The sequence below is a fragment of the Sphingomonas sp. DMC8 genome (genome assembly GCF_056314185.1).
In genome coordinates, this window is the sequence record NZ_JBQUYV010000001.1 from 473,176 (window position 1) to 492,121 (window position 18,946).

General features: G+C 65.6%; 14 protein-coding genes. 12 read left to right on the forward strand and 2 right to left on the reverse strand.

Translation table 11 applies throughout. The annotated features are described in order from the left end of the window. The 5 genes from kdpA (at position 1) to ACT53K_RS02265 (ending at position 7,904) form a co-directional block, all read left to right on the forward strand. Positions 1-1,704: a potassium-transporting ATPase subunit KdpA gene (gene kdpA / locus ACT53K_RS02245; protein WP_476226899.1), complete on the forward strand. Its 1,704-nt coding sequence runs from the start codon at positions 1-3 to the stop codon at positions 1,702-1,704. 135 nt (positions 1,705-1,839) lie between these two features. Then, positions 1,840-3,867 carry a potassium-transporting ATPase subunit KdpB gene (kdpB, locus tag ACT53K_RS02250; RefSeq protein WP_476226900.1) on the forward strand — a complete coding sequence of 676 codons (2,028 nt, stop codon included), beginning with the start codon at positions 1,840-1,842 and terminating at the stop codon, positions 3,865-3,867. A 91-nt stretch (positions 3,868-3,958) separates the two neighbouring features. Continuing rightward, positions 3,959-4,558 (forward strand): potassium-transporting ATPase subunit KdpC, encoded by a 600-nt coding sequence (kdpC, locus tag ACT53K_RS02255; RefSeq protein WP_476226901.1) that lies wholly within the window; start codon positions 3,959-3,961, stop codon positions 4,556-4,558. Then, positions 4,555-7,224, forward strand: a complete 2,670-nt coding sequence (locus tag ACT53K_RS02260) for a DUF4118 domain-containing protein (protein WP_476226902.1) — start codon at positions 4,555-4,557, stop codon at positions 7,222-7,224. The genes kdpC and ACT53K_RS02260 overlap by 4 nt, the downstream gene beginning before the upstream one ends. Further along, a complete protein-coding gene (locus tag ACT53K_RS02265; protein WP_476226903.1) occupies positions 7,221-7,904 on the forward strand; it encodes a response regulator in 684 nt (227 codons plus the stop codon). The genes ACT53K_RS02260 and ACT53K_RS02265 overlap by 4 nt, the downstream gene beginning before the upstream one ends. Here ACT53K_RS02265 and ACT53K_RS02270 read toward each other — a convergent pair. Next, positions 7,886-8,581 (reverse strand): response regulator transcription factor, encoded by a 696-nt coding sequence (locus ACT53K_RS02270; protein WP_476226904.1) that lies wholly within the window; start codon positions 8,579-8,581, stop codon positions 7,886-7,888. The genes ACT53K_RS02265 and ACT53K_RS02270 overlap by 19 nt on opposite strands. A 65-nt stretch (positions 8,582-8,646) precedes the next feature. Next, the gene (locus ACT53K_RS02275; RefSeq protein WP_476226905.1) at positions 8,647-10,335 is read right to left on the reverse strand and encodes an outer membrane beta-barrel protein; all 1,689 of its coding nucleotides are present in this window, start codon (positions 10,333-10,335) and stop codon (positions 8,647-8,649) included. Between the two features lie 172 nt (positions 10,336-10,507). On the opposite strand from ACT53K_RS02275, the gene ACT53K_RS02280 reads away from it, so the two are divergent. The 7 genes from ACT53K_RS02280 to ACT53K_RS02310 all read left to right on the forward strand — a co-directional run bounded on the left by ACT53K_RS02280 (position 10,508) and on the right by ACT53K_RS02310 (position 18,917). Beyond that, positions 10,508-10,912 carry an OsmC family protein gene (locus ACT53K_RS02280; protein WP_476226906.1) on the forward strand — a complete coding sequence of 135 codons (405 nt, stop codon included), beginning with the start codon at positions 10,508-10,510 and terminating at the stop codon, positions 10,910-10,912. Between the two features lie 96 nt (positions 10,913-11,008). After that, positions 11,009-11,734: a response regulator gene (locus ACT53K_RS02285; protein WP_476226907.1), complete on the forward strand. Its 726-nt coding sequence runs from the start codon at positions 11,009-11,011 to the stop codon at positions 11,732-11,734. 22 nt (positions 11,735-11,756) lie between these two features. Continuing rightward, positions 11,757-13,070, forward strand: coding sequence for a sensor histidine kinase (locus tag ACT53K_RS02290; RefSeq protein ID WP_476226908.1), 1,314 nt, complete (start codon positions 11,757-11,759; stop codon positions 13,068-13,070). 90 nt (positions 13,071-13,160) lie between these two features. Continuing rightward, positions 13,161-14,255 carry a Gfo/Idh/MocA family protein gene (locus ACT53K_RS02295; RefSeq protein WP_476226909.1) on the forward strand — a complete coding sequence of 365 codons (1,095 nt, stop codon included), beginning with the start codon at positions 13,161-13,163 and terminating at the stop codon, positions 14,253-14,255. Further along, entirely contained in the window at positions 14,252-16,507 is a 2,256-nt protein-coding gene (locus ACT53K_RS02300) for a glycoside hydrolase family 3 N-terminal domain-containing protein (RefSeq protein WP_476226910.1), read from the forward strand. Before ACT53K_RS02295 ends, ACT53K_RS02300 begins: the two co-directional genes overlap by 4 nt. Next, positions 16,507-17,850 (forward strand): GntT/GntP/DsdX family permease, encoded by a 1,344-nt coding sequence (locus ACT53K_RS02305; RefSeq protein ID WP_476226911.1) that lies wholly within the window; start codon positions 16,507-16,509, stop codon positions 17,848-17,850. Before ACT53K_RS02300 ends, ACT53K_RS02305 begins: the two co-directional genes overlap by 1 nt. Before the next feature lie 11 nt (positions 17,851-17,861). Further along, positions 17,862-18,917, forward strand: a complete 1,056-nt coding sequence (locus ACT53K_RS02310; protein ID WP_476226912.1) for an SMP-30/gluconolactonase/LRE family protein — start codon at positions 17,862-17,864, stop codon at positions 18,915-18,917. Positions 18,918-18,946 lie beyond the last annotated feature (29 nt).

The following is an 18,946-nucleotide window of genomic DNA, read 5'->3' on the forward strand; positions in this document are numbered from 1 at the left end:
ATGACTATCCAGGGCTGGGCGCTCATCCTCGCTTTCACTGCCATCGCCGTCGCGCTCGCCAAGCCGATCGGTCTGTGGCTCTTCGCTCTCTATGAAGGAAGCCGCACGCCGTTCCACCGCGTGCTCGCGCCGGTCGAACGCGGCTTCTATCGCCTTGCTGGCATCAACCCCGATGTCGAGCAGAGCTGGCGCCGCTATGCGGTGCACCTGCTTCTGTTCCAGCTGGTGCTGACGCTGTTCACCTATGCGCTGCTGCGCCTGCAAACGGTTTTGCCGATGAACCCGCGCGGCCTGGCGAACCTCACCCCCGACGGGGCGATGAACGTCGGCATCAGCTTCGTCACCAACACCAACTGGCAGTGGTATTCGGGCGAAGCAGCGCTGTCGAACTTCAGCCAGATGATGGCGCTGGCGATTCACAACTTCCTGTCGGCGGCGACCGGTATTGCGGTGGCGTTTGCGCTGTTCCGCGGCTTTGCCCGACGGCAGGCGAACGGCATCGGCAATTTCTGGGCCGATTGCACGCGCGTCACCCTGTATCTGCTGCTGCCGCTCAGCATGGTCTATGCGCTCTATCTGCTCGCGAGCGGCGTGCCGCAGACCTTTGCCAGCACGATCGATCTGACCACGCTGGAAGGCGCGCACCAGACGCTGGTGGTCGGCCCTGTCGCCAGCCAGGAAGCGATCAAGATGCTCGGCACCAATGGCGGCGGCTTCTACAACGCCAATTCGGCGCACCCGTTCGAGAATCCCACGGCGCTCACAAACTTCGTGCAGATGCTGTCGATCTTCCTGATCGGCATTGGCCTGACCTGGACCTTCGGCAAGGCGGTGGGCAACACCCGTCAAGGCTGGGCGCTGCTCGCGGCGATGATGGTGCTGTTCCTCGCCGGGGTCGGCATCACTTATTGGCAGGAAGCGGCGGGCAACCCGATCCATCATGCCATGGGTCTTGCCGGCGGCAATATGGAGGGCAAGGAAGTCCGCTTCGGCGTGGCTGCTTCGGCGCTGTTCTCGGTCATCACCACGGCGGCGTCGTGCGGGGCGGTCAATGCGATGCATGACAGCTTCACGCCGCTGGGCGGGATGATCCCCATGTTCAACATCCAGCTCGGCGAGATCGTCGTCGGCGGCGTCGGATCGGGCATTTATGGCTTCCTGCTGTTCGCGCTGCTGAGCGTGTTCGTTGCGGGCCTGATGGTCGGCCGTACGCCTGAATATGTAGGCAAGAAGATCGAGGGCCGCGAAGTGAAGCTGGCGGTGCTCGCCATCGCCGTGCTGCCGCTGATGATCCTGGGCTTCACTGCCCTGGCCGCCGTGCTGCCCGATGGGCTGGCCGGACCGCTCAACAAGGGACCTCACGGGTTCAGCGAGATTCTCTACGCTTTCAGCTCGGCAACCGGCAACAATGGCTCGGCCTTTGCGGGGCTGACTGCGGGCACGCCCTTCTACAACGGGCTGCTGGCGGTGGCGATGTGGATCGGTCGCTTCTTCATGCTGGTGCCGGCGCTGGCGATCGCCGGCAGCCTGGCTGCGAAGAAGTATCACCCCGAAAGCGCAGGGTCGTTCCCGACGACCGGGCTGCTGTGGGTGGGGTTGCTGGTCGGCATCATTCTGGTGGTCGGCGGGCTTACCTTCCTGCCCGGTCTCGCGCTGGGGCCGATCGCCGAACATCTCGCGATGCTGCACGGCCAATTGTTCTGACGAATCCCTCTCCCGCTCGGGAGAGGGGAGGGTGGGCGTGACGTCGTCCCCTGAAGGCGCCCACCCTCAACCTGTTTTTCGCCGCCCCGGCGGTGTCCGTCCCCTGCGAAACAAGGGGGAACTGGAGTAGAATCGATGTCGACTGCCTCTTCCATCTTTTCGGCAAAGCTGATCGGGCCGGCGATCGGCGACGCCTTCCGCAAGCTGCACCCGGCCGATCTGGTCAAGAACCCGGTGCTGTTCACCACTGCAGTGGTGGCCCTGCTGCTCACCGTGCTGCTGGCGCTAGGCGGCGAGCATCTGCCGCTGGGCTTCCAGATCCAGCTGATCGTGTGGCTCTGGCTGACCGTGCTGTTCGGCACCTTTGCCGAGGCGCTGGCCGAAGGCCGCGGGCGTGCCCAGGCCGCATCGCTGCGGGCGACCAAGTCCGAACTGACTGCCAAAAGACTGGTGGGTGCATCGGGCATTGAAGTCGTCGCCGCCGCTCGGCTGCGCAAGGGGCAGATCGTGCTGGTCGAGACCGGCGATCTGATCCCGGCCGACGGCGAGGTGATCGAAGGCGTCGCCAGCGTGAACGAAGCCGCCATCACCGGCGAAAGCGCGCCCGTGATCCGTGAGGCGGGCGGCGACCGCTCGGCCGTGACGGCGGGCACGCGCGTGATCTCCGACTTCATCAAGGTCCGTGTGACGCAGGATCCCGGCCAGGGCTTTCTCGATCGCATGATCGCCCTGGTCGAAGGCGCAGAGCGGCAGAAGACGCCGAACGAAATCGCGCTGACGATCCTGCTGGTCGGCCTGACGATCATCTTCCTCATCGCGGTCGGCAGCATTCCGGGCTTCACCCGCTATGCCGGCGGCAGCGTGCCGGTAGCGATCCTCGCCGCACTGCTCATCACGCTGATCCCCACGACGATTGCGGCGCTGCTCTCGGCGATCGGCATTGCGGGCATGGACCGGCTCGTGCGCTTCAACGTGCTCGCCAAGTCGGGCCGTGCAGTCGAGGCTGCGGGTGATATCGACACGCTGCTGCTCGACAAGACCGGCACGATCACCATCGGCGACCGTCAGGCGAGCGAGTTCCGCCCGGTTTCCGGTATCTCGGTGGACGATCTCGCCCGCGCTGCCTTGCTCGCAAGCCTTGCCGACGAAACGCCCGAGGGCCGCTCGATCGTGGTGCTGGCGCGCGAGAAATTCGGCGTCGCCGAACGCGAATTGCCGGTTGGTGCGGAAATTATTCCGTTCACTGCGCAGACCCGCATCTCCGGCGTGCAGCTGGGCGAGCGGCTGATCCAGAAGGGCGCTGTGGATGCAGTGCTCCGCGCCAATCCCGGGCTGGGCGACAGCGCCGCTGCGACCGAGCTGCGGACCATGACCGACGCAATCGCCCGCTCGGGCCAGACGCCGCTGGCAGTGGCGCAGGACGGCCGGCTTTTGGGCGTGATCGCGCTGAAGGACGTGATCAAGGCCGGGGTGCGTGAACGCTTTGCCGAACTGCGCCGGATGGGCATTCGCACGGTGATGATCACCGGCGATAACCCGCTGACTGCCGCCGCGATTGCTGCCGAGGCAGGCGTGGACGACTTCCTCGCGGAGGCCACCCCCGAAGACAAGCTGGCGCTGATCCGCAAGGAGCAGCAGGGCGGCAAGCTGGTCGCGATGTGCGGCGACGGCACCAACGACGCGCCGGCACTGGCGCAGGCGGACGTCGGCGTGGCGATGAACACCGGCACCCAGGCTGCGCGCGAGGCGGGCAACATGGTCGACCTGGACAGCGACCCGACCAAGCTGATCGAGATCGTCGGTCTGGGCAAGCAGCTGTTGATGACGCGCGGCGCGCTGACGACCTTCTCGGTCGCCAACGACGTGGCGAAATATTTCGCCATCATCCCGGCCATGTTCATTGCCTTCTACCCGGGGCTTGGCGTGCTCAACGTGATGGGGTTGGCCAGCCCGCAGTCGGCGATCCTCTCGGCGATCATCTTCAACGCGCTGATCATCCCCTGCCTGGTGCCGCTGGCGCTGAAGGGCGTGCAGTATCGTGCGATCGGGGCGGGCCCGCTGCTGGCGCGCAATCTCGCGATCTACGGGCTGGGCGGGCTGATTGCCCCGTTCGCCGGGATCAAGCTGATCGACCTTGCCGTCACCGGGCTGGGATTGGCCTGACGCTCTTCAACATAATCATCCCCTCCCCCGACCCCTCCCGCCAGCGGGAGGGGGGCGCAAATGGGCAGCGAGGGAGGCGAAGGAAACTACGATGCTCAACGATCTTACCTCTGCCGTCCGCCCCGCCGTGGTGCTGACCGTGCTGTTCGCGCTGCTGCTCGGGCTTGCTTATCCGGCCGCGATCACGGGCGTGGGCCAGCTTGTCTTCCCGCATCAGGCCAATGGCAGCCTGGTCACCGAAAAGGGCCGTGTGGTCGGTTCCGAACTGATCGGCCAGAATTTCAACGGTGCGGGCTATTTCCATCCGCGCCCTTCGGCTGCGGGCAAGGACGGCTATGACGCCACGGCCTCGTCCGGATCGAACCTCGGCCCGACCAGCCAGGCGCTGGCCGACCGCATCAAGGGCGATGTTGCCCGCCTTCGGGTTACCTCGGCGGCGCCGGTTCCCGCCGATCTGGTGACGACGTCGGCATCGGGGCTCGACCCCGATATCAGCCCGGCGGCGGCGCTGTATCAGGTCGGCCGCGTGGCCGCTGCCCGTCACCTGCCGGCACCGCGGGTGCAGGCGCTGGTTGCGGCCCATACCGAACAGCCGCTGCTGGGCTTTATCGGCGAACCGCACGTCAATGTTCTGGCGCTCAATCTGGCACTCGACAGGCTGGGGGCGGGCGAGGCACATAGCGCCAAGTGAATTCTCGTCCCGACCCCGATCAGCGCCCGTCGCCTGAGGCCTTTCTGCGCGAAGCCGCGCAGGAGGGCCGCGGCCGTTTGAAGGTGTTCCTCGGTGCGGCGCCCGGGGTGGGCAAGACCTATGAGATGCTGGGGGACGGCATGGCCCGCCGCCGCGCCGGCATCGACGTGGTGATCGGCGTCGTTGAAACCCATGGCCGCGCCGAGACCGAGGCGATGACGCACGGTTTCGAGATCGTGCCGCGCCGCGCCGTCGACTATCAGGGCCGCCGCATCGAGGAAATGGACCTCGACGCGATCCTCGCCCGGCGCCCGCAACTGGTGCTGGTCGACGAGCTTGCCCATACCAACGCCCCGGGCAGCCGCCACGACAAGCGTTATCAGGATGTCGAGGAGCTGCTGGCGGCCGGGATCGACGTCTATTCCACCGTCAATATCCAGCATATCGAGAGCCTGAACGACGTGGTCGCGTCGTTCACCCGCGTGCGGGTGCGGGAGACGCTGCCCGACCGGGTGCTCGAAGCTGCCGAGATCGAAGTCGTCGACATTCCGCCCGACGAGCTGATCGAGCGGTTGAAGGACGGCAAGGTCTATGTGCCCGAGGAAGCGACGCGGGCGCTAGGCCATTTCTTTTCCAAATCGAACCTGTCGGCGCTGCGTGAACTGGCGCTGCGGCGGGCGGCGCAGGCCGTCGATGCCCAGATGCTCGATTATGTACGCGCCCATGCGCTGGCCGGCACCTGGGCCGGCGGTGAGCGCGTGGTGGTTGCGGTCAGCGAACTGCCCGGGTCGGCCGAGCTGGTACGCGCCGCCAAGCGCACCGCCGATGCGCTGCGTGCGCCCTGGACGGCGGTGCATATCGAAACCGCCCGAAGCGGAACGCTGCATGCCATGGACGAAGCGCGGATCGCCTCGACATTACACCTGGCAAGCCAGCTGGGCGGGCAGGTCGCGAGTGTACCCGCCGAAAGCGTGATCGAGGGGCTGAAGCGCTTTGTCGCCGAGGCGCGGGCGACGCAGTTGATCGTGGGCAAGTCAGCGCGTTCGCGCCTGTTTGAGTTGCGCCACGGATCGGTGGTCGACCGGCTGGTGCGCGAAACGCCGGGCGTTGCCGTGCATGTCCTGCCGCTCAGTGGCGGCGAAGCCGATCAAGGCCGCCGCGAACGCCGGCGGATCGCCTTTGGTTCGGCCGAAGCCTATCTGGTGTCGCTGGGCCTGACCGCACTCGTCACGCTGCTCGGGGTCGTGTTTCCTGAAGGCACGCTGGTCAATATCGGCCTGCTCTACCTGTTGCCGGTGATGGTTGCGGCGACCCGTTATGGCCTTTGGCCAGGGATCGTGACCGGGCTGGTCTCGTCGCTCGCGTACAATTTCTTCTTCATTCCACCGACCCACACTTTCACCATCCAGGATCCGCGCAATATCCTGACGGTGATGGTGCTGCTGGGCGTCGGCATCGTCAGCAGCCAGCTCGCGGCAAGGGTGCGGGTGCAGGCGGACCTCGCCCAGCGCAGCGCGGCGCAGAACAGCTCGCTTGCCGGCTTCGCCCGGCTGCTGACCGGTGTCAGCAAATATGCGGATCTCGGCCAGACGCTGTGTGCGGAAGTGGCCCGGATGCTCGACGCCCATACGGTGCTGCTGCTGCCGGGCTCTGAGGGGCTGCGGCTGGCGGCGGCCTATCCGGCCGAGGACCGGCTGGAGATGCTGGAACAGGCGGCCGCGCGCTGGGCATTCGACCATAACAAGCCCGCAGGTCGCGGGTCGGACACGCTGACGGCCAGCGAATGGCTGTTCCACCCGCTTGCAGCGGGGGGGCGAGTGCTGGGGGTGTTCGGCATCGCGAGCCCCGATGCCGGCCAGCCGATCCGGCCCGACCAGTTGCCGCTGCTGATGAGCCTGATCGACCAGGCTGCGCTGGCGCTGGAACGGATCGGGCTCGAATCCGAAATGGCGACGATCACCCAGTTGCAGGAACGCGACCGGCTGCGCGCGGCGCTGCTATCCTCTGTCAGCCATGATCTGCGCACCCCGCTGACAACCATTTTAGGCATGCTCGCGGGGCTTGAGGCCGAAAGTCCGGCCCAGGCCGAACAGCTCGCCGCTGCCCGCGGCGAGGCGGAACGACTCAACCGTTTCGTCGCCAATCTGCTCGACATGGTGCGGATCGAAGCGGGTGCGTTGCACAAGACGATCGAGCCCGTCGATTTGGCCGAAGCTATTGCCTCTGCCGTGCACGACCTGCGCCGCGTGCTGGAAGGCCATCCGATACGGCTGGATGTATCGCCCGAATTGCCGCTGGTCCGCGTCGACCCGCAGCTGTTCCACCACTGCCTGATCAATCTCCTCGAAAACGCCGCCAAATATGGTGAGGCGGGGGCGCCGATCACGGTTGCGGCACGGCGGCTATCCTCTGGCCTTGCGCTCGACGTGCGCGACGAGGGGCCGGGCCTGCCCTCGGGCGAGGAAACGCGCATCTTCGAAACCTTCACGCGGATCGAGGGATCGGACCGCAAGGGCGGCACCGGGCTGGGGCTGGCGATCGTCAAGGGCTTTGCCGAGGCAATGGGCCTGACCGTGACGGCGTCCAACCGCCCGGAGGGCGGCGGCGCCTGTTTCACCCTGCGTTTCGACGAGGCGCATCTGCTGAGAACCGGAGACGCCGAATGAACCCCGCTGCCCGCCTGCTCGTCGTCGATGACGAGCCGGCGATCCGCCGCCTGCTCGCGACCAGCCTGACCCGCGCCGGGTACAAGGTGGTAGAGGCGGGTACCGCGCGCGAGGCGCTGAATGCGCTGCACATCGACAAGCCCGAGGTCGCGCTGCTCGACCTAGGCCTGCCCGACCGGGACGGGCTGGAACTGGTTCCGCTGCTAAAGGCGGCGGGCGTGGCGGTGCTGGTGGTTTCGGCACGCGACGAAACCGAACAGAAGGTCACCGCGCTAGACCTTGGCGCCGATGATTATGTGACCAAGCCGTTCGATACCGAAGAAGTGCTTGCGCGCGTCCGCACCGCGCTCCGTCATCGTCTTACCCGTGAAGCGGGCGCGCCGGTGGTGCGGATCGGCACGGTGGAAATCGACCTCGACGCCAGGCTGGTCCGGCGGGAGGGCGAGGAAGTGCATCTGACGCCGAAGGAGTTCGGCTTCATTGCGGAATTGGCGCTCCATCCCGGCCGGGTCGTGACGCACGCCCAGTTGCTCCGTAACGTGTGGGGGCCGGGACATGAAAGCGATGTGGAATATCTGCGCGTCGCGGCGCGCGGCGTCCGTCGCAAGCTGGAGGACGATCCGGCGCGCCCGCTCCTGATCCGCAACGAACCCGGCGTGGGCTATCGACTGATGGCCTGAAGGGCTGGCTCTGCGTGCAACCGGTAGCCGATGCCTTTGACGGTCGCGATCCGGACATCGCCGCCGGCTTCACGCAACTTGGCGCGCAGGCGGTGGATGGTAACGGCGACGACGTTCGACCCCAACATCGCTTCAGACGCAAAGAGCTGCGATTCGATATAGGGCGCGCTGGCGACCATTCCGGCGCGGCGCGCGAGCAGTGCGAGCATCTGGGTTTCACGAAAGCTGAGGTCCAGCGGCTTGCCGTGCATCGAGGCGCGTTGCTGGGAGGTGTCGAACACAAGCGGACCGCAGCGGATTTCCGATCCGTGGATGTGGTCGAAAGGGGAGACCAGCGCCCGGAGACGGGCCACGATCTCATCCGGCAGGCACCACTGCGCCAGATAATCGTCGGCACCAGCGTCCAGCCCCGCGATGCGCGTCATTGCCGAAGCGCCGGGATCATGGATCAGGATCGGCAGCGGCCGGCCGGTACGCCGTAGCTCATCCACCAGCGTAATGGCGTCGCCGTCACGCTGTTTGCGGCTGAGCAGCAGGCAGTCCGGCCAGGCATCGGCAAGACGTTCCCGCGCCTCTGCAAGGCTGGCGTTGTGCTCCAGATCGAAGCCCGCAGCGGCAAGGTGGCCGCTCAGCTTCGGTGGGATCGCTCGGGGCGGAAAGACAAGCAGAATCCGCAAGGGCGGTTCCCTGAATTGCATGGGAAAATGCGCCGGGGCCGAACGGTCGGCCCCGGCGACATCGACTAGAAGTGAAGGATCACGTCGCCGGACAGTACCAGCTGGTGGTTCTTGTTAGGTGCGACGCCCAGTGCCGCGTTGCCGTTGAAGGCATTGGCGTCGATCGAGCGATAATAGGCGACTTCCGGCCGCATCTCGATCTGCGGGCTGAACCAGTGTTGCAGGCCGATCGCGATGTCATAGTAGCGCGTCGCGACGCCGGTCCGCTGGCCTTCCTCGTCATTATAATATTCGGTGCGCAGCGAGATATTGTCGCGGGGCGTCGGCTGATAGTTCGTGTAGGCCAGCATCGCGAATGCCTTGGCCGTGCAGGTCAGCACGGTGCTGTCATGACACTGTGCCATGTTCGGCGCATTGAAGGCCAGGCTGGCGAACGGCGTGCCGCCATTGGCCGCCGCGTTCTGAACGACCGGGTTGTTGCTGTTGGGAACCTTGGTCTCGTACAGATTATAGGTCTCGAACGAGACGTGCCACTGGTCGGTGAACTTGTGGTAATAGGTGAAACCCAGCCATTGCAGGTTGTTATAGCCCCAGGTGCCGGTGTTGATCGCATCGGCACAGGCATAGAGGGCATCGCGCGCGCTGTCGGTCTGGTAGCGGATGCAGCCGGTGAACGAGGGTTGGGCGCCCGGATCCTTGCGGAACGTCTTGCCCGGGTAGAGCGGGCTGGGGAACGGGTTCGCGATGTGCTTGCCCATGTTCAGGATCGCGGTGTCGCTGCCGCCGGTGATGCCAAGCTGGACGAACAGATTCTTGCTCAGCGCCAGCGTCGCCTGGATGCCAGTGTTGGTGTAGTTGTCGAAGCTGTAGGTCAGCGAGTGGCTGTACATGTAATTGTTGGGCGCCAGCTGCGCCTCGATGTCTGGCAGCGCGATGAAGCGACCGACGCGCAGTTCCAGACCCTTTGCGATCTTGGGGAAATAGAGGTCGCCATACACCATCGGCATGTCGAATCCGTTGGACGCATTGCGGTTGAGATAGGGGCCGGAGAACAAGCCGTAGGACAGGGTGTAGCGATAGTTGCTGCCGTACAGCGCCGAAATGCGGAAGCCCCAGTCGAAATGGTCTGTCTGCACGGTATCGGGCGTGCGCTCGACATAGAGCACGGTCTGGTCGAGCTGCACCCCGTTGGGGTTATAGTCGTACGCTGCGGGCTGGTTGCCCTGGCGGCGATCCGACGTGGAAATATTGCCGCCGACATCGACCCAGCCATAGACCTGGATATGCGCCTTGCTCATCGCTTCGCCCAGGCCGGTATGGGCAATCGCCACCATCAGCGGGCTGTCGACTGAATTGGGGCGATTGACGCCCAGGCTGGTCGCGCCGCCATAGGGCCATTCGGTGAACGGCATCGGCGGCGCGTTGACCGGCTGCGGCGTCCAGCCGTCACGGCGGCCAGCGGGCGCATTGGGGTCCGAAATCGGCGATGCAACCTTGCCCATCTCTGCCGCCTGATAGTGGAAAAAGCGACCAATGACGCTAGTCCCCAACTCCCCATCCGTCACCGGCGCTGGCGTGGCAGGGGGGCTCGCCGGGGCTGCAGGGGTTGCAGTAGCAGCGGGGCTGGCGGGTGCATTTTGTGCCTGATTGGCGGTTGCAGCGACCGGATCGGCTATCGGGCGGGTTGCGCCATCGCCGGCGGGGCCTTGCGTGAGCGTAAGGCTAGCGGCGAGGCCAATTGCAGTAATCGTCATCGGTGTTCCCTTTTATGCGATCGAGCTTCGCGTTCCGCTTTGTGGGTACGAAGCGATCGAGCGGCAGCCGCCTAGCAGCGTCGCCCATTAAGAAGCGCTGGGGAGATGTCGCCGTCGCCGTAATGAACCCATAAATTACAGAAGATTACAGCTGTGGCCTTTGTGCCTCTCCGTGGCCTCATGGAGTGACCAAGACTGGCAATTTCCGCGCATTCCCCTATCGCAGGGCGCAGCAAGCCTGGGGACGCATGCCATCGCCCGTGTCGGGCGCGACAGCTATTCCACCGCGATCGACCTGGGGACGCGCGCCCTCACCGCCGGCGAGCCAGTCGCGCGCGGCGGCAGCGATACCGGTCTGGCCCCCTATGAATTGCTGCTCGCCAGCCTGGGTGCGTGCACTGCGATCACGCTTCGCATGTATGCCGATCGCAAAGCCTGGCTGCTGGAGACTGCGGAGGTACGGCTTTTCCTGTACGGCCAGAGCGAAACGCTGCGGATCGAACGGGTGCTGGTGTTTGCCGGTGTCGATGGCGCGCAGGCGGCGCGGCTTGCGAAATCGCCGAGCGCACGCCGGTGACTCTTACCCTGAAAAATGGGTTGCCGATTGATACTCGAGTGGGATGACCTATACCGCCGACGCGGGAAGGGGAATCACCAACAAGGCGAATAAGCGATGCAGGAAGCTCACCCGGTAACAGACGATTCGGCGACGTTGCTCGTCGTCGATGACGATCACGACATCCGGTTGCTGCTGGCCAACAGCCTGGGTGCTCGTGGGTATAAGGTGGAGACTGCTGCGAACGTTCGCGATATGGACCAGATCCTAGCGAATACCCCGGTCGATCTGGTCATTCTGGACGTGATGATGCCCGGCGAGGACGGGCTTTCTGCCTGTCGCCGCATTTCGCGACAGGATGGTCCCGACGTGATCCTGCTGAGCGCGCTGGGCGAGGAGCAGGACCGTATTCTGGGCCTGGAAGTCGGCGCCAGCCATTATCTGCCCAAGCCGTGCAGCCCTCGCGAAATTCTGGCGACCGTGCGTGCCGCTTTGCGCAAGCGCGGTGCGATCGCGGCGCCGCCGCCCGGCGACGTCTATAGCTTCGAGGGCTGGCGGATCGATCTGGGCAGCCACGAGCTGTTCGATCCCGATGGCGTGCTGGTAGGACTGACCGATGGCGAATTTGCGGTGCTGCGCGTTTTCATCGAGCGGCCGCGGCGGGTGCTGACGCGCGAGGCGCTGCTGGCGGCCGCGCGTGGGCCCGACTCGGATGCCTATGACCGCGCGATCGATGTGCAGGTAAGCCGGTTGCGGCGCAAATTGCGTTCGGGTGCTGACGAAATCATCCGCACCGTGCGTAACGAAGGCTATCTGTTCGTGCCGCGTGTGGCGCGGGCGTGAGGCGCGCGTGAGGAAGGCGGGCGTGGCGGACTCGCCGCTGTTCCTGACCATCTTCCTCCTGATGCTCTTCTGTGTCGCGGTCGTGCAGCTGTTAAACCTGGCGGCGCTGATCGCGGTGCAGGCGCCCAAGGCCAAGCTCTATACCGTCGGCCAAGTTGCCCAGGCGATGCAGCAGCCGCATTCTGGCCATGAGCTTTTCGACGTCCACATCGTTGCCCAGGGCAAGCCCGCCCCCTGGAGCCCGCGTGCCGAACGTATCCAGAAGGCGCTCGCAGCAGTGCTGGGCGTACCTGATTCGTATGTGATCGTCAGCTTCCCGCCGCCGCCATTGCAGCGCCAGCCGCACTATGATCCCTCGAGCGTTCCGCCGACGCCCCCGTTTCTTAGTGCCGCTGCCGCGCGCGATGTGGTGATCATGAGCGATTTCACCGCGCAGGCGCGCCTGCCGAGCGGGCGATGGATCGTGGTGAGCGCCGAAACCGGTGAGCCATGGCGCTGGTTCGTGCTGCTCTGGCTGCTGCTGTCGGCGATTGCTGTCGCGCCCTTCGCCTGGACGCTGGCGCAGCGTTTCGCGAAGCCGATCGGTGCCTTTGCCGCTGCGGCGGATCGACTGGGCCGTGATCCGCGGGCACCGCCACTGGAGCTGACTGGTCCCCCCGAGATTGCGGATGCCGCGCGTGCGCTCAACCGGATGCAGGCGCGCCTCAACCGCTATGTCGAGGATCGCGCGATGATGATTGCCGCCGTCGCACACGATCTGCGCACGCCGCTGATGCGATTGGGGCTGCGGCTGGAAGCGGCGCCCCCGGAGGTTCGCAGCGCGTGCGAGGGCGATATACGCGACATGCAGGCGATGATTTCTGCCGTGATGGCCTATGTGCGCGACCGCGGCGATGCTGCAGTGCGCCGCCAGCTCGATTTGCGCTCGCTGGCGGAGACCGTGGTCGACGAGGCTTTCGATCGCGGCGAGGCAGTTGCGCTGGAGCCCGGCGATCCCATGGTGATCACCGGCGATCCGGTCGCGCTGAAGCGCTTGCTCAACAATCTCGTCTCCAACGCCGTCAAATATGGCGGCGGTGCCGAAGTGCAGCTGACGCGCGAGGCGCATCAGGTGGTGATCGAAGTGCGCGATCAAGGGCCAGGGATTGCGGAAGCGCAGCTCGAGCGCGTGTTCGATCCCTTTTTCCGCAGCGAGGGTTCCCGCAATCGCGATACGGGCGGCATGGGTTTGGGCCTGACCAGTGCGCGCGCCGTGGCCCGGGCCCATGGCGGCGAGATAACGCTGCGCAACCGCATCGGTGGCGGTCTGCGCGCGCGGGTACAACTTCCGGCGTAGTTTGAACGGGATACCTAGCCGTCCGCATGGTTTGCTGATAGCGCTATCACCTATCGGCGGAGAACATGCCGAGTGGCTGGGAGACGATCTATGGCGACGCGGCGCGAACTGCTGGGCGGAATAGGTGCGGGCGTAATGGCGGGGGCGATCGGCCGGCCCGCCTGGGCGGCCGGCAAGCGCAAGCTGGGCTATGCCATCGTCGGTCTGGGCAATTATGCCGTCAACCAGATCATGCCGCGCATCAAGGATTGCGAATTCGCCGAACTGAAGGCGCTGGTCAGCGGAACGCCCGCCAAGCTGGAGAAGTACGGCGCTGAATACGGGATCCCCAAGACGCACTGGTACAACTACCAGACCTACGACCGGATGCGCGACAATCCCGACATCGATCTGGTCTATGTCGTGCTGCCCAACAACATGCATGCCGAATACTCGATACGCGCGAGCAAGGCTGGCAAGCATGTGCTGTGCGAAAAGCCGATGGCGATCTCCTCCGCCGAATGTGAGGCGATGATCGCCGCGGCAAAGCAGGCCGGCAGGAAGCTGATGATCGGCTATCGCTGCCATTTCGAGCCCTATAACCTGAAGGCGATCGAAACGGTGCAGTCCGGCGCGCTGGGGCGACCGACACTGATCACCGCCGAACATGGCTTCTATGCCCAGCCCAACCAGTGGCGGCTGGACAAGCCGATGTCGGGGGGCGGGTCGCTGATGGATATCGGCATCTATAGCCTCAACGCCGCGCGCTATCTGGCCGGGCAGGAACCGGTGGAAGTGAGCGCGATGGAAGTTACCGACCGCAGCGACCCCCGGTTTCGTAATGTCGAGGACCGCATCGATTTCCAGCTGCGCTTTCCGAGCGGGATAATCGCCAATTGCGTGTCGAGCTACAGCTCGGGCCACAACGCTTTTCGCGTCACCGGCACAAAGGGTTGGGTGGGGATGGAGCCCGCCACCCCTTATGAGGGCCATCAGATGTGGACGCGGATCGGCGGGAAACAGCAGCAGGTGGTGCTGCCGCCGCCGGCCAAGAACCAGTTTGTCGGGCAGCTCGATCATCTTGCCGAATGTGCGATGACCGGGCGTGAGCCGATCGTTTCCGGCGAGGAGGGATTGCGCGACATGCGGCTGATCGAAGCCATTTATCGTTCCGCCCGCGAACACCGCGCGCTCCCGCTCGCATGAATCGGCGGGAGGTAATGGCGGCGGGCACGTTGCTCGCCGCGTCGAGCTGGGTTCCGCTCGCGCGTGCCGTTCGTCCGGTTGCGGATCATGCGGCGCGGATAAAGGCGCTGATCGGCCAGATGACGCTGGCCGAAAAGATCGGCCAGATGAACCAGATTGCCGGCGGCCGGCAAAAGTCGCTTAATTCAAAGCTGGATGCGGCGATGCTCGACCGCGTCCGGCGCGGTGAAATGGGCTCGTTCCTCCACGTCGCCGGCGCCGAGCCGCTGCGTGACCTGCAACGGGTGGCGGTGGAGGAATCGCGATTGAAGATTCCGCTGCTGTTCGGGATGGACGTGATCCACGGCTATCGCACCATCCTGCCGGTGCCGCTTGCGTTGGCGGCGAGCTGGGACGTGGCGGTGGCCGAACAGGCGGCGCGGATCGCGGCGGAAGAAGCCTGGGCTGCCGGGCTGCACTGGACCTTCACGCCGATGGTCGACATCGCGCGCGATCCGCGCTGGGGACGGGTGGTCGAGGGGGCGGGCGAGGACGCTTATCTCGGCAGCCGCATTGCCGAGGCACAGGTGGCCGGTCTGCAAGGGACGGACCTTGCGCGCGGCATGCGGATGATGGCCTGTGCCAAGCATTTCGTCGGCTATGGCGCCGCTATCGGCGGGCGCGATTACGACAGCGCTGACATGAGCGAGCAGGCATTGCACGAAGTCTATCTGCCGCCGTTCCATGCCGCCGCGCGCGCGGGTGCGGGCAGCTTCATGACGGCGTTCAATGCGCTCGACAGCGTGCCGATGACGGCAAATGCCGCGCTCGTCCGCGGCTTTCTGCGCGCGCAATGGGGCTATCAGGGACTGGTGGTCAGCGACTGGAATGCCATCCGCGAACTGGTCAATCACGGTGTCGCCGCCGATGCCCGAGAAGCCGCGGTGCTTGCACTGAAGGCGGGCGTCGACATGGACATGGCGAGCGGCAGCTATGCCGCCTGTCTCGCCGAGGCTGCGACGCAGGATGCTAGTCTGGTCCCGCTGATCGATGCGGCAGTCGAGCGCATTCTTGCCACCAAGGCCAGGCTGGGCCTGTTCGACAATCCCTATGGCTTTGGTGATCCCGTGCGGGACAAGGCGCCGCTCCGTCGCAGCGAGGCGCGCGATCTGGCCCGGCGCTCGGTGGTGCTGCTGCGCAACGACGGCGGGCTGTTGCCACTCAGGCCGGGCGCAAAACTGGCGCTGGTCGGCGCGCTCGCCGACGATGCAGCCTCTGCCATCGGATCGTGGAAGGCCCGTGGGCAGGCGGCCGATGCCGTGACGCTGCGTGCCGCTTTGCCCGATGCTGTGTATGTGCCCGGCGCGGGGCCACGCAGCACCGATAGCGCCGGCATCGCCGCGGCCGTCGAGGCGGCGGGACGCGCAGACGTGGTGCTGGTGGCGATCGGCGAAGACTTCGACTTTACCGGCGAGGCGCGCAGCTATGCCGAAATCGGCCTCCCTGGCGCGCAGGGCGCGCTGCTCGCGGCGCTGAAAGCGACAGGGAAGCCGATCGTCGCCATCCTGATGGGCGGCCGGCCGCTGGCGCTGGAGCGCGAACTGGATGGCATTCCGGCGGTGCTGCAGACTTGGCTGCTCGGTATCGAGAGCGGCCCCGCTATCGCCGATATTCTGACGGGCAAGGCTGCGCCTGCTGGGCGCCTGCCGATTGCTATGCCGCGCGTTACCGGCCAGTCGCCGCAATCTTATGCGCATCTGCCGAGCGGGCGTCCGGCCAATCCGGACCTGCTGGTCGATAGCGCGCGCTATCACGATGTCGGTATCGGTCCGCTGTTTCCGTTCGGTCACGGGCTCACTTATGGCGACATCGCCTATGATCCGCTGGTGCTGAGCGCAGAGACGGTTGCGCCGGGCGCGCGGATCGTTGCCTCGGTCACCGTCACCAATCGCGGCGCTGTGAGGGCCGAGGAAGTGGTGCAGCTTTACGCGAACGATCCTGTTGCCACCGTCTCGCGTCCGGTGGCGGAACTGCGCGGTTTCGCCCGCGTGGCGCTGAAGCCGGGGGAGCGCCGGACGGTTCGCTTCACGCTCACGCCCGAACAATTCGCGTTCTGGCGGGAAGGGCGCTGGATGATCGAACCCGGCGACATCCGCCTGATGGTGGGCGCATCTTCGGCCGATCTGCGCAGCGAGGCGCGCTTTCGCGTTACTGCGGCGGGCGAGGGCAAGGCGCCTGCTGCGGCGCTGGCTAGCGGGGTGGAGATCGTCTGATGGTGGAACCCTGGCATACGCTGGCAATCGTTGCCGGCAGCATCGCGACCGTTATCCTGCTGGTGTTGCGCCTGAAGCTTCAGCCATTTGTCGCGCTGTTGCTGGTGGCGCTGGCGACCGGCCTGGTGTTCGGCAGCGACCCGCAGGCGGTGATCGCGGCGATCCGCAAGGGCACGGCAGAGGCGCTAGGCTTTGTTGCGGTGGTGATCGGGCTCGGCGCGGTGCTGGGCGGCATGCTCGAGGCGTCCGGCGGCGTACAGGCGATCGCGCGACGACTGCTCGACTGGTTCGGCGAGCGGCGCGCGCCCTGGGCATTGACGGTGATCGGCATTCTGGTCGGTGTGCCGCTGTTCTTCGACGTCGCCTTCATCATCCTTGCGCCGCTGCTCACCACGCTGGCGCTGCGGGCAGAGCGGCGCGTGACCTATTTCGCGCTGCCGGTGCTCGCCGGGCTGATGACGATGCACGCGCTGCTGCCGCCGCATCCGGGACCGGTGGCGGTCGCCGAGCTGCTGCACACCGATTATGGTCGGATGGCGCTCTATGGCCTGATTTGCGGTATCCCTTCCGCCATTCTCGCTGGACCTGTCTTCGCGAAGCTGGCCCATGGCGCGCCGGGCTATGGCGCAATCGGTGCACCACCGATGCTCGACGAGGGCGCGCCGCAGACCGCGCCGATCGGCTTTCTGCCTGCACTGGCGGCCATGCTGCTGCCGCTGGCGCTGATCTTGGCGGGCACGGTTGCAGGGCAGGCAATGGCGCCGGGGCCTGCGCGGTCGGTGCTGGCCTTTCTGGGGCATCCCTTTGTCGCGCTGATGATCGCCGTGGTTGCGGCGATGCTGTGGCTGCGGGTCGCGACGGGCGCGTCCTTCGCAACGCTGTCGACGATCAGCACGCGGGCGCTGGAGCCGGCGGGGCTGATGGTGCTGATCATCGGTGCAGGGGCGGCCTATAAGGAAGTGCTGATTGAATCGGGTGCCGGCAAGCAGATCACCATGGCGGTGCAGGCGGCGCAGGTATCGGTGCCGGTCTTCGCCTTCCTGCTTTCCGCCTTTGTCCGCGTGGCCCAGGGTTCGGCGACCGTGTCGATGGTAACCGCCGCGGGGTTGGCGGCACCGCTGATCGTCGCTGCGGGGCTGAGCCCCGACCGGATTGCGCTGGTGACGGTGGCGATCGGCGCGGGTGCGACGGTGGTCAGCCATGTCAACGACACCGGATTTTGGCTGGTGAAGCAATATCTGGGGCTTACCGAGGCACAGACCTTTCGCAGCTGGACGCTGGGTGCGACGATTGCGGGACTTGCGAGTTTCGCCATGGCGCTGCTGCTCTGGCCATTTGTTTGAGGGAGATGCCCGTGAATTTCGCTGCCACCCGTCGTGCCGTGCTGGGCGGTCTTGCCGCCTTGCCGCTGCTGCCCCGCATTGCAAAGGCGGATACGGTGGGTTCGATCACCCGGCTCGATCCGGCGCTCGATGCGCTGCTTGATGCGCATACGCCGATCGAAGTGATCTGCACCGGCATCCAATGGGCGGAAGGGCCTGTCTGGATCCGCGATGCTGCAGTTACTTCCGACGCGGCGGGGCAGACCAGCGGGTTCGATCGCAGCTACCTGCTCTTTTCCGATCCGCCGGCGAACATCGCCTATCGATGGGACGGGCACGACAAGCGCGTGTTCCTGAAGCCGTCGGGTCTTGCCGGACCTGTCCCGGCGGGCGTGCGCGAGGCGGGCTCGAACGGCATGATTCTCGGCCGCAAGGGCGAATTGCTGATGGCGGATAGCGGCACCCGCGCGATTGCTGCAGTGGACCTCGACACCAAGGAAAAGACCATCCTTGCGGGCCGTTTTCAGGGCAAGCGGTTCAACAGCTGCAACGATCTGGTGCAGGCGAAGAATGGCGCGATCTATTTCACCGATCCGCCCTATGGTCTGAGCGAAGGCGACAAATCGCCGCTTAAGGAATTGAAGTTCAACGGTGTCTATCGGCTGGACCCGAACGGCGCCGTTCACTTGATCGACGCGCGCCTTACGCGGCCGAACGGCATCGGCCTGTCGCCCGACAATCGCACGCTATATGTGTCCGTATCGGACGAGAAGGCCCCCTATATCCACGCCTATACGCTGGGACCGGACGGGTTGCCGCGCGGGCGGCGGATTTTCGCCGATTTCCGACGTGGCGTCGCGGCGAAGCTGCCCGGCTTGCCGGACGGGATGAAAGTGGCGGCAAGCGGGCACCTGTTCGCCAGCGGCCCTGGCGGCATCCATATCCTCTCGCCCGCTGGTCGGCGGCTGGGTTTGATTTCTACCGGCAAGGTAGCGGCCAATTGTTGCTTCGGTGAGGATGGGAATACCCTGTTCATAACCTCCAGTGATATGGTGGTTCGGGTGCGTCTATCGCAAAGTGGCTGGTAAATTAACAATATCCGTTTCGGGTTTTTCCT